Origin of the sequence: Clostridium sp., assembly GCF_029267215.1 — a bacterium.
Lineage (GTDB): Bacteria > Bacillota > Clostridia > Clostridiales > Clostridiaceae > Sarcina.
This window is the reverse complement of sequence record NZ_JARIDH010000057.1, coordinates 1-14673: the sequence shown is the minus strand read 5'-3', so window position 1 is coordinate 14673 and position 14673 is coordinate 1. Positions and strand designations below refer to the sequence as shown.

The window sequence follows — 14673 nt, the reverse complement described above, 5'->3', positions numbered from 1 at the left end:
AGGATCAAACTCTCAATTTAAAAGTTTAATCTATACTCATATTACTTGTTAAAAGAATTGCTGGTTTATGTTAATATCTTCTGTTTAATTTTCAAAGACCATTTCTTAGTCGCTCTCAAGCGACTTTTTAAGTTTAACATCTTTAAGAAACTTTGTCAACAACTTTTTCAAAACTTTTAGTTTATTTTGTTAAGTTGTTATCTCGTGTCTCAGTGACGAGATTTATATTAACACGTATATACTATATAAACATTTTATTTTTTATAGTTATTTAAATTTATTTTTATAATACACAGTTTTTCTTTTAAATACTTCATATTTCTTATATTGATACACCTGGTTTTGTTTTCACTGTTCAAATTACATTTAATTGAAATATACTTTTAAATTATAAATAAAACTCTAAAGTTTACCTCTAAAAAATACATTTATATATCTTTTTAATAACTTTTATGTAAATCACACAAAAATATTTTCAAGTAATTATTAAATAACATAACATCTAAAACAAAATCAATTGTATTTAACCTTAAATACAATTGATTTGTTTATTGACTATATATTATATTTAATTTGCTTTTATTGTAAATATGAAAAATGACTTAAAGAATAAACTTCTTTAAGTCATTTAAAATCAAAATAATCAAATTATATTTTAAACTATAATTTTATATATTAAATTACAATCGCCGTTCCAGGTCCTAATGGTAATTTAAATACATACCATATCATTAGTAAGACTGTCCATCCTATTAATAAGCATACTGAATATGGAAGCATTGTTGATATCATTGTTCCTATACCTGATTCTTTATCGTACTTCTCAGTAAATGATACTATTAATGCAAAGTACGTCATAAGCGGTGATATTATATTTGTTGTTGAATCACCTATTCTATAAGCCATCTGAGTCATTTCTGGGCTTATGTGTACTCCCATTAGCATCGGAACGAAAATTGGTGCCATAATAGCCCATTTAGCTGAAGCTGATCCCATGAATAGATTTATGAATGCTGTTACAATTATAAATCCTATCAATAGAGGAATTCCTTGTATTCCTGAAACCTCTAACATATCTGCTCCCTTAACTGCTATTACTGTTCCCAAGTTTGACTTTCCAAAGAATGCTACGAACTGAGCTGCGAAGAATACTAATACTATATATCCTCCCATTGTTGACATTGTCTTACTCATTTCATCTATTACATCTTTATCACTCTTTATTTTTCCTACTCCTATTCCATATCCTACTCCTGCTAATAAGAATACTAATGATATGGAAACTACTATTGAATTCATAAATGGAGATTTTAATATTGCTCCTGTTTCTGGGTTTCTTAATACTCCATTTTCAGGTAATACTAACATACATATAAATATTATACCTATTAAAGCAAATATTCCTGCAAACTTTAACCCGCTTTTTTCAGTTTTATCAAGTGGCTTCAATGCATCTTCATCACCTTTTACTAATCCACCACTATATTTTCCTAATCTCGGCTCTACAATTTTCTCTGTAACTAAAGTACCTATTAAAGTAATTACAAATGTAGATGCTATTATAAAATACCAATTTCCTACTGGTGATACTGAGTATGTTGAGTCTATCATCCTAGCTCCTTCTGCAGTCATACCTCCTAATAAAGAATCAACTGGTCCTGGGAAAAGGTTAGCACTAAATCCACCAGATACTCCAGCAAAAGCTGCTGCTATACCTGCTATTGGATGTCTTCCACAACTCATAAATATTACTGCACCTAATGGTATAAGTACAACATATCCTGCATCTGAAGCTATACTAGACATAACCCCTGCAAAAACTACTACTAATGTAACTAAACTTTTTGGAGTCTTTAAAACTAATCTTCTTAAAGAAGTTCCTATAAGACCTGTTCCCTCTGCAACCCCTACCCCAAGCATTGCAACTAGAACTGTCCCTAATGCCGCGAAACTTGTAAAGTTAGTTATTAAAGATTCAAATATATATCTAATTCCTTCTGGAGTTAATAAACTTTGAACTGAAATCGTTATATCTTTTATTTCATTTGTAGCCTTATCTATTCCCTCATAAGTAACAGATACCCCTTTAGCCGCCAAAATATGAGATAAAATCATTACGCCAGCACATAATATTACAAATATAGTTGCTGGATGTGGTAGTTTATTTCCTACTGTTTCTATAAAACTTAGGATACCACCTTTTTTTTGCTTAATTTCACTATTAACCTTCATATATTCGCCCCCTTTAACACTTTAATACTTTTTAGTTTTTATTATTGAAATTTCATCAATATAATTTCTCATTTTTTATTCAACTTATAATTAATTATATCATTTTTTGTAATTGTTTCAATACAGTTGCATTTTTATAACACAATATTAATATTTCACTTATTTACTTGTTTAGTTATAAATTTTTTTCAATTCAATCAGATAGAGTATTTTCAATGCTTCCTGTGTATTTCCTTGAAAAACATATGTTCTTTAATTATTCAATATTTGTTAACAGGTTAAATATTATATTTTCTATAAAACTGTTTAGAAAGTATTAGCTATTGGTATAATTAATGATAAAATAATACTTGTAATAAAATTTTAAAGGAGGAGGTTATTATCGACTATACAACATTTTTCCTTTATGCTGCACTTATAATTAATGTAATTGTATCTGTAATAATCGTTGTGCTAGAAAGAAAACAACCTGAAAAAACTATTGCATGGCTACTAATTCTAACTTTATTACCTCCACTAGGGTTAATACTATATTTATTCCTAGGTCGGAATTGGAAAAGACATAAGTTAAATGACAGAATCAATCCTAAGGTTAATGATTTAATAAGTCCTATATTAGATGAATATCCTAAAAAACAATATATTTCTCTAATGGAACTTTTAGCATTCAATAGTGATTCTCCTATTTTCATAAACAATGATATAAAAATTTATAAAGATGGAAATGAAAAATTTAAAGATCTTAAGGAAGAACTACTTAAAGCTAAACATCATATTCATCTTGAATATTACATAGTTAATAGTGATGAAATAGGTAATGAGATAAAAGAGCTACTAATAAAAAAATCCTTAGAAGGTGTTAAGGTTAGATTCATAATTGATAAAGTTGGATCTAGTAGTCTAAAAAGAAGCTATATTAAAGAACTTAAACGTGCTGGAGTATCAGTTGTTATATATTCTTATTTCTTAGCACCTCTTCTAAGAATGGTAAATACTCAAATAAATTATAGAAACCACAGAAAAATAGCTATTATAGATGGACAAGTTGGTTTTATAGGCGGTATAAACATAGGTGATGAATATTTAGGTAAAAATAAGAAATTTGGGTATTGGAGAGATACTCATATTATGGTTAAAGGTGATTTTGTACTAGCATTGCAAGCTGTATTTTTAGATGACTTCATAACCATAGAAAAAGCCAATAATTCTTATACTTTTTATGACAAAGAATTCTCAAAATATTTTCCTGAAAACACCATCGCAGAAGAAAGAGTTCTTATGCAACTAGTTAAAAGTGGGCCTGATTCAACCTTCCCAGCTATAATGCAAAGTATGTTAAAGATGATACTCACTGCTAGAAAAAACATTTATATTACAACACCATATTTTGTTCCTCCATCAAGCATAATAGAAGCATTAAAGATAGCATCATTAGGAGGCGTAGATGTAAAGATTCTTTTTCCAGAAAAATCAGATCATTTTATGGTTAATAAAGCTTCAAAAAGTTATTTAGCAGAGCTTATGGATTGTGGAATAGAAGTATATTTCTATGATAAAAATTCGTTTATACATGCTAAAACAATGACAATCGATAGTGAAGTATGTACTGTTGGTACAGCAAATATGGATATACGTAGCTTTGAATTAAACTATGAAATAAATACTGTTATATATGATGATAAAATAACTAATGAAATTGATAATCTGTTTTTTGAAGATTTAAAGAAAAGTAGACATTTTAAGATTGAAGAATATGAAAAATCAACTAAATTCGATAAATTTATTGAAGGTGTTACTAGAATATTCTCAGAACTTCTTTAACCTATTAATTTTTAATGTAATTAATGAATATAATAATTTATATAAAGAAACTTTTTTTACTTTAAAGCTCTCTTTTAAACTAGTGTTGATTTTAGATTCAATTGTAGGGCCACTTAATAAGCAGTTTAGAGTTTCATTGAATATTTAAGAATACTAGCGTTAAAAACTAAGTTGTTGTTTCTTCGCTTTAGCTATTTTATTCTGGAATACTCAATAGAAACTCTAAACGAAATTAAGTAGGTCTGAAAGACTAGCTAAAATCAACACTTTCTTAAAACATAACCTATTTTATTTTGAAAGCTATTTTTGAAACTTTATCTTTAAATATTACCTATTGAAAAACTTATTTTTTAAATAAATAAGTATAATTCCAAATGTTCCTCCTGATGTATCTATTAGAACATCTTTAAATTGTCCACTTCTTCCAGCTACAAATAATTGATGGAACTCATCTGTTGAAGCATATCCAAATACGATTATTAATGAATATATATATATCATATTGTTTTTAACGTAAAATCTTAAAAGATTATATGATAAAAAGCATAAAATCATATATTCTGTAAAATGTGCACTCTTCCTTATTATAAAGGTAGCTAAATCACCAAATCTACTAAGTTCTAATCCAAACATATTAAATAAATAAACAATAAAACCACTTTGCTTAGATGAAACATTCCCAGGTTGATGTGACATATAGAATATAAATGACATCCAAAACAAGAATAAAGCCCATGCAATTAGTTTTTTCTTTTTATTATCCATAGTATCTCCTTTTTTCTTTTTATCCATATAAACTAATTTAACCGATACTATAGATTATTTCAATATTATATTATATTATATTATGTTGGGTTTACTTAAAACCATTGGGCAATAATCAAGTCCTACAACCTTCTCTTCATCTCTTACTACAGCAGCTTTATCTGTTATTATCTTATCTAAGTAAGCAGATTCTCCAATAACAGTTTCTTGCATTATTATACAATTTTTAACTACCGCCTCTGGTCCTACATAAACTCTTCTTCCAACTATACAATTTTCCATCTTTCCTTCAATATAAGAACCATTAGCTATTATTGAATTAGTTACATTACTATTTTTAGTATAATGAGTTGGCCCTTCATCCCTAGACTTAGTATATATAGGATTATTATCAATAAATAATTCCTTATATACATCTTCTTCTAATAAATCCATATTAGCTTTATAGTATGCTTTTAATGAGTTTACACAACTTAAATATCCTGTATATTCAAACCCAACTACTTTTAATTCATCTAAAGTATTATTTACATAATTTTTTAATTTTCTATGCGAGCCTTGTCTTATGCACTCATAAATTATCTCTATAAGAAGATCAGTTCTTAATATATACATTTCTAAACTTATATCAGCTTCTTCTTCTCTACCTAAGTTTTTTCCTACACTTTTAACCAATCCATTATCAGTAATATTTAAAACATCACAATCAATAAAATTAATATCAGCATCCTTAGAATGCTTATAAATTACTGTTATATCATTCCCGTTCTTTTTATGGAATTCTATAGCATTCTTATAATCTATATTACAAATCATATATGATGGAGCTATAAGAACATATTCTCTTCTGCTCTTTGTTAAAAAATCTAAGTTTTCATACAAATTAGTTATATCATCATAATATGGATCTCTTTCTCCAAAATTAAATACTCTCAAACCATCTTTTTTTCTGTGTAAATCCCACGGTCTACCATTAGTTAAATGGTCAACTAATGAACGTGATTTATTTTTACATAAAATCCCTAAAGATTCTATTCCTGCATTTGTCATATTAGAAAGCGTAAAATCTATTACCCTATATCTACCAGCGAAAGGTACAGCTGCTAAAGGTCTATTTTTAACAAGTTCACCCATTCTGCTTTCATTTTCATCTAAATTTATTATACCTATACAATTATTCATGGACTCTCTCACCCTCTCATATATCTTTGTTTACCTTACCATAGCACATTCATCAATAACTTCTTTATTTGCTAAAACTACCTCTTTAGAAGCAATAACAGCTATTTTTTCTCCATTACCTATACTACAATTTTCACCAACGATAGCCTCTGTACCTATAATAGCTTTTTCTATGATAACACCATCTTCTATTCTAGTGTTAGGCATTATAACAGCATCTTTAATAACAGATCCTTTTCCTACATATACCCCTTGAAATAAAACTGAATTCTCTACCTTACCATGAACTATACACCCTTCAACTGTAAGTGATGATTTTATTTCGGCATCCTCACCTATATATTGAGCTGGTCTAACAGGATTTGCAGAATAAATTCTCCATTCACTATCATAAAGACTTAATTCATTCTCATACTTTAACAAATCCATATTAGCTTCCCATAAACTGCTTATAGTTCCAACATCCTTCCAATATCCTTTAAATGGATAAGCTATTAACCTCTTCCCTGAGTTTAACATCTTAGGAATTATGTTTTTACCAAAATCATTACTTGATGTTATATCTAATTCATCTTCTTCTAAAAATTTCTTTAATACTTTCCAATTAAATATATATATTCCCATTGAAGCATTTGTACTCTTTGGATTTTCAGGCTTTTCTTCGAATTCATATATTGACAAATCCTCATTAGTATTCATTATTCCAAATCTTCTAGCTTCATGTATAGGAACATCAATTACAGCAATTGTAGCATCTGCTTCTTTTTGTTTATGCATTTGTAACATTTTATCATAATCCATCTTATAAATATGGTCTCCTGATAAAATTAATACGTACTCTGGATCATATCTATCAATAAATTCAATATTCTGGTAGATCGCATTAGCTGTACCTTTATACCAATCTCCTCCTTTTTCTTTTTGATATGGAGGTAATATACTTACTCCTCCATCTCTTCTATCTAAATCCCATGTGTCTCCAATACCAATATGTTCATTTAATTCTAAAGGTTTATACTGTGTTAACACTCCAACAGTATAGATACCTGAGTTTGAACAGTTACTTAGTGGAAAATCTATTATTCTATATTTTCCTCCAAAAGGAACCGCCGGCTTTGCTAAATTCTTAGTTAGCACGCCTAATCTGGAGCCTTGACCTCCAGCTAATATCATCGCAACAATTTCTTTATTTGACATAAGCCTACCCCCTAAATTATCCCTTTTATCTCACTTAATGTATATTTTTATTTTAACATATTTTCCCATAAATTTAATAGTCACAGTTATTAAATTTATAATTAATTAATTTAAAATATTAAAAATTTTAAATTGTTCAAAATTTTTTTAAAAAACAAATTTTAGTTATCTAAATTTTATTCTTAATATATTTATAATAAAAAGTACTAGAAATTAGTAAACTTCTAGTACTCAATTAAATTACTTAGTTTCCGATAAAAATTGATTTATATATGCTATGGATTGCTCTATGAAAACTTGTCCACTACCTAAATTTTCAATATCTCTTTCTAATGTATTTATTCTTTGCTCAACTCTATAAATAATTTCCTTAACATCATTTAAAACCTTAGTATCATAAGATATTTGATTTCCATCAGCATCAACATAAATATTTTCTGGTGGATTTCCACAAACAGTACATTTCAAATATATATCCTCTGTCTCAGTATCCTTGAAAACTTTAAATGCATCATTATTACAACTTGAACAATTAGATAATATTAAAAGTGAATTATTATTTATATTATGCTTATACTCACTACTACACTCCTTGCATACTAAAGTCATATCACCGTCATGATTATTTATATAAAAAGAATTTCCTTTACACCCTTCTTTCTGGCATACTATAGTTCTTATCATATTATCCACCTCCATATATGGATTAATATGATTATTATCCAAATAAAATACCTCTTAATTACTATTTTATAACTTTGTCTTTCTAAAATTAAAATAATTTCTCCATTCCTAAAATATTTTTAATCAAAACATATAGTCTTTTCCCTTAAATAACACTTTCTTACTCAATAAAAAATCACCTATATTAATATAGGTGATTTATAGATTATAAATTTTATAAGTTTTTATATATTACCTTTGAATCCCATATTCTAGTAGCATATTCTAGTATAGTTCTATCTGAGGAGAATATACCTGCATGAGCTATATTAGTTCCACACATTCTCTGCCAATTTCTATTATCCCTATAAAGCCTATCCACCTTATCTTGAGCTCTTAAATAAGAATCAAAATCTTTTAAAACAAAAAATTCATCATTATAAGTTAGTAAATGATCATAAATAGTTCTAAATTTTTCTCTATCACTAGAATAAGCTCCATTTATTAAATCATCTGTAATCCTAATTAACCTACTATCCTTATTTCTAGTTTCCCATGCTGAATATCCACCTTTAGCATAATAATCTAAAACCTCATGCTCCGTTAACCCAAAAATAATAATATTATCCTCTCCAACCTCATCCTTAATTTCTATATTAGCTCCATCTAAGGTAGCAATTGTGAGTGCACCATTCATCATAAACTTCATATTAGAAGTACCTGAAGCCTCCTTAGTTGTTGTTGATATTTGTTCGCTAATATCTGTTGCTGGAATTATCTTCTCAGCCAAGGAAACCCTGTAATTATCTAAAAATACAACCTTAATTTTATCATTAACTTTTGGATCATTATTAATCTTATTTGCAATAGAGTTTATAAGTTCAATTGTTTTCTTTGCTAAATAGTAAGCTGGTGCAGCTTTACCAGCAAAAATAAAAGTTCTTGGAACAATATCTATTTTTGGATTTTCAATAATTCTATTATATAATTCCATTATTCTAAGACAATTTAATGTTTGTCTCTTGTAAGCATGAATTCGCTTTACTTGTACATCAAAAATTGAATTAGGATTAACCACAATTCCTTTGGTATCAAGTATAACTTTTGCTAAATTCTCTTTATTTTTCTTCTTAATATTGCTAAGCCTATCTAAAACATAATTATTATCAACGTATCCTTTGAAAATTTCCATATCTGTTGGATGTTTTATAAAACCCTCTCCAATTGTTTCTTTTAATAAATTAGTAAGTTCAGGATTAGACTTAATAAGCCACCTTCTATGAGCTATACCATTTGTTTTATTATTAAACTTACTTGGGTAAAGATAATAAAAATCACTCATTTCTTTTTTCTTAAGTATCTCTGTATGAAGTTTTGCAACCCCATTAACACTATGACTACCTACTATTACAAGATTAGCCATTCTAACATAACCATCTCCTATAATAGCCATTCTAGAAATCTTATCCCACTGTCCAGTGTACTTATGCCAAAGTTCTGCACAATACCTTTCATTCATCTCTTCAACAATCATATATATCCTTGGAAGTAATTCTCTAAACATATTTATTGGCCACTTTTCTAAAGCTTCTGCTAGAATTGTATGATTTGTATAAGATATTATATTAGTAGTTATTCTCATTGATGTTTCCCATGAAAGTCCCTCTTCATCTAAAAGAATTCTCATAAGTTCTGGTATTGCTAAGGTAGGATGAGTATCATTTATGTGTATTGCAATATATTCATCTAATTCTTCAATATTACCACCATTTTTCTTATAATGTCTAATTATACTTTGAATTCCTGCTGAAACAAAGAAATATTGTTGTTTTAATCTTAAAAGCTTACCTTCATACATAGAATCATCTGGATATAAAACTTGAGAAATAGCCTCAATAGAATTTCTATATTCAATAGCTTTTAAATATTGACCTCTATTAAAAGACCCAAAATCAAACTCATTATCCACAGGTTCTGCACTCCAAAGTCTCAGATTGTTTACAACATTATTCTCATATCCAACAATAGGAGTATCATAAGGAACTGCTAATATAGGCTCATAATTTATATGAGTAAAAGTTAATCTACCATTTATATTTTCAGATTTAACACTTCCACCAAACTTAACAATCTCTGCTTTATCAAGCTTCTTTACTTCCCATACATTTCCATTCTTAAGCCAAACATCTGGTGCCTCAACTTGAGAACCATCAATTATCTTCTGCTCAAAAAACCCGTATTTATATCTTATTCCACAACCATGACCTGCTATATTTAAAGAAGCCATAGAGTCTAAAAAACATGCTGCTAATCTACCTAGCCCACCATTACCTAACCCCTGGTCACTTTCAAATTCTTCTAACTCATTTAAATCAATATCTAATTCTTTAAGAGCTTCCTTGCAAGTTTCTCTTATACCTAAATTTAAAAGAGCATCTCCTAAAAGCCTCCCTAGTAGAAATTCCATAGAAAAATAATAAACTTGCTTTTGCTTGGAATTTTCATAATTCTTTTTTGTTTTTATCCAATCCTCAGCAATATAGTCCTTAACTAAACTACCCAAAGCTTCATACTTATGAAAGCTTTTTCCATCATCAAGTTCAATTCCATGAAGTTCTAAAAATTTCTTCTTATAATCCTTTTTAAAACTTTCCTTATCGATTAATAGCATGCACTTCGCCTCCTACGGACTTGATAATAAAACTACTCAACTAATTCTTCATATAATTCTTTGTATTCCTCTGCAGACTTGTTCCAACTGTTATCAGAATTCATCGCTTGAATCATTAGTGATTTCCAAACCTCCTTATTATCATATGTTGATAATGCAAGTTCAATAACAACCATTAAATCATTATGATTATAATTTGTAAAACTAAATCCATTACCCTCTCCAGTATATTTATTATAAGGATGAATTGTGTCTTTTAATCCACCAGTTTCTCTAACTATTGGAATACATCCATATCTTAAGGCTATAAGTTGTCCTAATCCACATGGTTCAAATAATGAAGGCATTAAAAACATATCAGATCCAGCGTATATTCTATGTGCTAAATCATTATCAAATTTAATATTTGCAGAAACCTTATTAGGGTAAAGTTCTTGAAGACCTCTAAAATGATTTTCATAATTATAATCACCAGTACCTAAAATAACTAACTGAACATTTCTTTGAAGAAGTCTATTAGCTATATTAACTATTAAATCACAACCTTTTTGATTAGTAAGTCTAGACACTAAACCAATCATAGGTACATCCTTATTAACTGGCAATCCTAACTCTTTTTGAAGTGCTAGTTTATTATCACCCTTATCTTCTAATGTGTTTATAGAAAAATGTTTTGATATAAATTTATCTGTTTCAGGATTAAACTCATCATAATCTATTCCATTAACAATTCCTTTCAAAGCATAACTTCTCTCTCTTAATAAACCATCTAAATTTTCTCCAAAATAAGGTGTTTGTATTTCATTAGCATAAGTTTCACTTACAGTAAGAATCTTATCACTATAATTTATAGCTCCTTTCATAAAACTCATTCCACCATAAAATTCTAAACTCTTATTCCTTATAGGTTCATAATCATATCCAAAAAGCTCTGGTAACATATCAGCTGAGAAATTTCCTTGGAATAAAAGATTGTGTATTGATGTTACAGTTTTAATATTTCTATAAAAAGGATCCTTAACATACTCTAATTTTTGAAGAACTGGAATCATTCCTGTTTGCCAATCATTACAATGAATAATATCTGGACACCAATCTAATTGTTTTAAAGTTTCTAAAACAGCTCTATCAAAGAAAGCAAATCTTTCTCCATCATCACCCTCCCCATATAAACCTGATCTATTAAAATAGAATTCACTATCTAAAAGATAATAAATAACTCCATCATACTCACACTCATATATCCCACAATACTGTTCTCTCCAACCAACATTAACCATAAACCATTTAACAAAATTAAGCTTATCTAACATTTCTTTTTTTATCTGACTATACTTAGGTAAAACAACCCTAACATCTATTCCTTTTCTATGAAGTTCCTTAGGCAATGCACCCATTACATCTCCTAAACCTCCTGTTTTTATAAATGGATTTGCCTCTGATGTTGCAAATAAAACTTTAATCATTTCTAATTCCTCCTCATAAATTCTAATTAATTATTTAATTTTTTTAATAACTTTTATATTTCTTTAATTACCCTCTTATTTTCATATAAAAACTAATAATTATAATTCATATGACTTATCTAATTAAAGTAAATTAATACATCAAAATTATAATAAACTATACCACAAATTTTTCATACAATTTTTTTAAATTTTTCTTTATTTTTACTTTTATTTATAAAAAAATATATCCTTTGTTCATTATTATAACTTTAAAACAAAAAAGCCATAAAAGAAAAATCTTTTATAGCTTTCTATTTTAGTTATTTAATTTTAACTTCATAATCTCTTCTTCTAAATCACTAATAAGATTATCTATTTCTTCTGTATCTTTATTGGCCAAAACAAACTTTCTCTTTTTAAGCTTTAATTCAACTAATTCTTCTTCTAAAGATTCTAATTTTGCCATCTCAATACACTCCCAACTCAAAATTCTATCCCATACATACTAAGATCCATAATTAAAAACTTATATTTATTATATAATAAATTATGCAACAGTCCATAACAAAATTATTAAATATTAAAGTAAAATTATCTAAAATGTTTTTTTATACTCATATATCCATAAACAGGGACGCCTAAAAGTATTAATATGAATCCATACATAACGGTTTCAGCCCCTGAAGCATATATAGCCCAAACAGAGAATACAAAGCCTATTAAACATCTTATTATTAATCCTATATGTTTCTTAAAACTAAGTTTCTTATCTTCTTTAACCATTAATATTATCTCAGCAATAGTTGAAATTGCATATATAGGTAAATAACTTAATGTTGCTAATACAACAATAAAATTATAAGCACCTGCTAATCCTTTAGTAAAATTCATTAAGAATATTATGTTTATACATATACTTCCTATTATTAAAGCAGTATATGGCGTATTATATTTAGGATGTAACTTAGCAAAAGTTTTAGGGAATATTCCGTCTTCTCCAGCAGCATAAGCAACTCTAGCAGTTGAAAGTAACCACCCCATACCTGTTCCTAAAATACTAATTGCAATAGCTATATTTAAAATATCCAGGCTTTTTAAATTTAAAACCTTAACTATAATATCTGATATAGGTGCTGTACTACTAGCTAATTCTCTTTGATTCATGGCTCCCATAGCAACTATACTAATTAATATATACAATACAGTACTAATTAACATACCCATTATAGTACTTCTCTTTACATTTTTTTCAGGATTCTTAATTTCTCCTCCAGCAACTGACGCTGTTTCTAATCCCATGAAAGCCCACAATGTTAAGGCTGCTGCCATAGGAATTGTAGTTATTCCTTTTTCTATTGGAAACATTGGTGTTAAATTAGCAACATCAAAATTCATTATTCCAATAATAATAAAAAATATAAATAATAAAACTTTAAACACAGTTATAACTGAAGTAACAATTCCAGCTAACTTAGTTCCTCTAATGTTTATAAAAGTTGAAATCCATAAAATAGCTGAACAGAATAAAAATCCAATGACAGCAGAATTAGTTAATGCAGCTATTACCTCGCCTAAATATGTTGCAACAACTATGAATATAGTTGCATTTCCAATCCATGATCCATTCCAATAAAGCCATGCTGTCATAAATCCCATAAAATTACCGTAAGCTAATCTAGAATATTCATAAGTTCCTCCTGTCTTAGGAATTTTTGATCCTAAGTTAGCAAAAGTTAGTGCTAATATTAAAGAGCCTAATCCAGTAAGTATCCAAGCTAATATTGTAGCTCCTGGTCCTGATACACTAGCTAAACTTGCAGGTAGCATAAATATACCTGATCCCATCATATTACCTACAACAAGTGCTGTAGCTGTAAATAGGCCTATCTCCTTTTTTAATTTAGGGTTTCCCATTATTTATCCTCCTAGTTGTGATTTCATCCATTTTTAACTAATGATTTTTTTAAATAAGTTCATCTAAAAATAATATTCCAAAATATAATTTAACTAATCATTTTTTTAATTTACAATTATAAAAATTTAATATACCCAATTTTATATTTAGTTATTATGATTAATAAAACTTATTTTAATGTGAAAATTTTAATTAGCATAAATAATTATAATTAAAATCTTAAATATTTTCTATAAAATATCAGTATTTATATGATTTTTTTTGTAAATATATTTTAAATAGGAAATATTTAAAACAAATAATATATGTTTTTTTAATTTGTCTAAAAATAATATAACCACCCAAATAGGTGGTTATATTATTTTAATATACAACAATTACAAGCAATCACTATGACATATTTATTTTTACAAATAAAAAAACTCTAAACCAAAGTTTAGAGTTTGTGGTGGAGGTAAGGAGATTCGAACTCCTGACCCCCTGCGTGCAAGGCAGGTGCTCTCCCAACTGAGCTATACCCCCATATTTAATCGTTACTCTCACACCGCATATTATTTTATCAAGAAACTTTTTCGTTGTCAATACTTTTTTGTAGTATTTTGTCGAATTTAGTCTCTCAAAATTAAACAGAGATATTATCCAGAATTCATTGTCATCTTAGTTGTCCTAAGATGTATTCCTTAGAAAGGAGGTGATCCAGCCGCAGGTTCTCCTACGGCTACCTTGTTACGACTTCACCCCAATCGCTGACCCTACCTTCGGCCGCTGCCTCCTTGCGG

At 28.0% G+C, this 14673-nt stretch carries 10 protein-coding genes, 1 tRNA gene and 1 rRNA gene; 1 reads left to right on the top strand and 11 read right to left on the bottom strand.

Annotated elements, in window-relative coordinates; translation table 11 throughout:
- Positions 1–675 precede the first annotated feature (675 nt).
- Positions 676–2232, bottom strand: a complete 1557-nt coding sequence (locus Q1K13_RS10050) for an AbgT family transporter (protein ID WP_300350306.1) — start codon at positions 2230–2232, stop codon at positions 676–678.
- Positions 2233–2610: 378 nt separating this feature from the next.
- Between Q1K13_RS10050 and cls the strand changes: the two genes are divergently transcribed.
- Positions 2611–4053, top strand: coding sequence for a cardiolipin synthase (gene cls / locus Q1K13_RS10045; RefSeq protein ID WP_300350312.1), 1443 nt, complete (start codon positions 2611–2613; stop codon positions 4051–4053).
- Between the two features lie 327 nt (positions 4054–4380).
- Here cls and Q1K13_RS10040 read toward each other — a convergent pair whose 3' ends face one another.
- The 10 genes from Q1K13_RS10040 to Q1K13_RS09995 all read right to left on the bottom strand — a co-directional run.
- Positions 4381–4818 carry a VanZ family protein gene (locus Q1K13_RS10040; protein ID WP_300350303.1) on the bottom strand — a complete coding sequence of 146 codons (438 nt, stop codon included), beginning with the start codon at positions 4816–4818 and terminating at the stop codon, positions 4381–4383.
- Positions 4819–4893: 75 nt separating this feature from the next.
- The gene (gene glgD / locus Q1K13_RS10035) at positions 4894–6000 is read right to left on the bottom strand and encodes a glucose-1-phosphate adenylyltransferase subunit GlgD (protein ID WP_300350301.1); all 1107 of its coding nucleotides are present in this window, start codon (positions 5998–6000) and stop codon (positions 4894–4896) included.
- A 30-nt stretch (positions 6001–6030) separates the two neighbouring features.
- Positions 6031–7197, bottom strand: a complete 1167-nt coding sequence (locus Q1K13_RS10030) for a glucose-1-phosphate adenylyltransferase (protein ID WP_300350299.1) — start codon at positions 7195–7197, stop codon at positions 6031–6033.
- Between the two features lie 240 nt (positions 7198–7437).
- Positions 7438–7881 carry a hypothetical protein gene (locus Q1K13_RS10025; RefSeq protein WP_300350297.1) on the bottom strand — a complete coding sequence of 148 codons (444 nt, stop codon included), beginning with the start codon at positions 7879–7881 and terminating at the stop codon, positions 7438–7440.
- A gap of 214 nt (positions 7882–8095) precedes the next feature.
- Positions 8096–10531: a glycogen/starch/alpha-glucan phosphorylase gene (locus tag Q1K13_RS10020; protein WP_300350295.1), complete on the bottom strand. Its 2436-nt coding sequence runs from the start codon at positions 10529–10531 to the stop codon at positions 8096–8098.
- A 32-nt stretch (positions 10532–10563) separates the two neighbouring features.
- Entirely contained in the window at positions 10564–11994 is a 1431-nt protein-coding gene (gene glgA, locus Q1K13_RS10015; RefSeq protein ID WP_300350309.1) for a glycogen synthase GlgA, read from the bottom strand.
- Between the two features lie 301 nt (positions 11995–12295).
- Positions 12296–12445 carry a hypothetical protein gene (locus tag Q1K13_RS10010; protein ID WP_300350293.1) on the bottom strand — a complete coding sequence of 50 codons (150 nt, stop codon included), beginning with the start codon at positions 12443–12445 and terminating at the stop codon, positions 12296–12298.
- Between the two features lie 125 nt (positions 12446–12570).
- Positions 12571–13893: an APC family permease gene (locus tag Q1K13_RS10005; protein ID WP_300350291.1), complete on the bottom strand. Its 1323-nt coding sequence runs from the start codon at positions 13891–13893 to the stop codon at positions 12571–12573.
- Between the two features lie 447 nt (positions 13894–14340).
- A tRNA-Ala gene (locus tag Q1K13_RS10000) sits at positions 14341–14416 on the bottom strand.
- A 162-nt stretch (positions 14417–14578) separates the two neighbouring features.
- Positions 14579–14673 (bottom strand): 16S ribosomal RNA (locus Q1K13_RS09995); the annotation flags it as partial.

Excerpts from the sequence above, each read along its gene's own strand:
- Q1K13_RS10050 (WP_300350306.1), bottom strand. The coding sequence starts at position 2,232 with ATGAAGGTTAATAGTGAAATTAAGCAAAAAAAAGGTGGTATCCTAAGT.
- Q1K13_RS10030 (WP_300350299.1), bottom strand. The coding sequence starts at position 7,197 with ATGTCAAATAAAGAAATTGTTGCGATGATATTAGCTGGAGGTCAAGGC.
- Q1K13_RS10005 (WP_300350291.1), bottom strand. The coding sequence starts at position 13,893 with ATGGGAAACCCTAAATTAAAAAAGGAGATAGGCCTATTTACAGCTACA.
- Q1K13_RS10025 (WP_300350297.1), bottom strand. The coding sequence starts at position 7,881 with ATGATAAGAACTATAGTATGCCAGAAAGAAGGGTGTAAAGGAAATTCT.
- Q1K13_RS10010 (WP_300350293.1), bottom strand. The coding sequence starts at position 12,445 with ATGGCAAAATTAGAATCTTTAGAAGAAGAATTAGTTGAATTAAAGCTT.
- Q1K13_RS10040 (WP_300350303.1), bottom strand. The coding sequence starts at position 4,818 with ATGGATAATAAAAAGAAAAAACTAATTGCATGGGCTTTATTCTTGTTT.
- glgD (WP_300350301.1), bottom strand. The coding sequence starts at position 6,000 with ATGAATAATTGTATAGGTATAATAAATTTAGATGAAAATGAAAGCAGA.
- Q1K13_RS10020 (WP_300350295.1), bottom strand. The coding sequence starts at position 10,531 with ATGCTATTAATCGATAAGGAAAGTTTTAAAAAGGATTATAAGAAGAAA.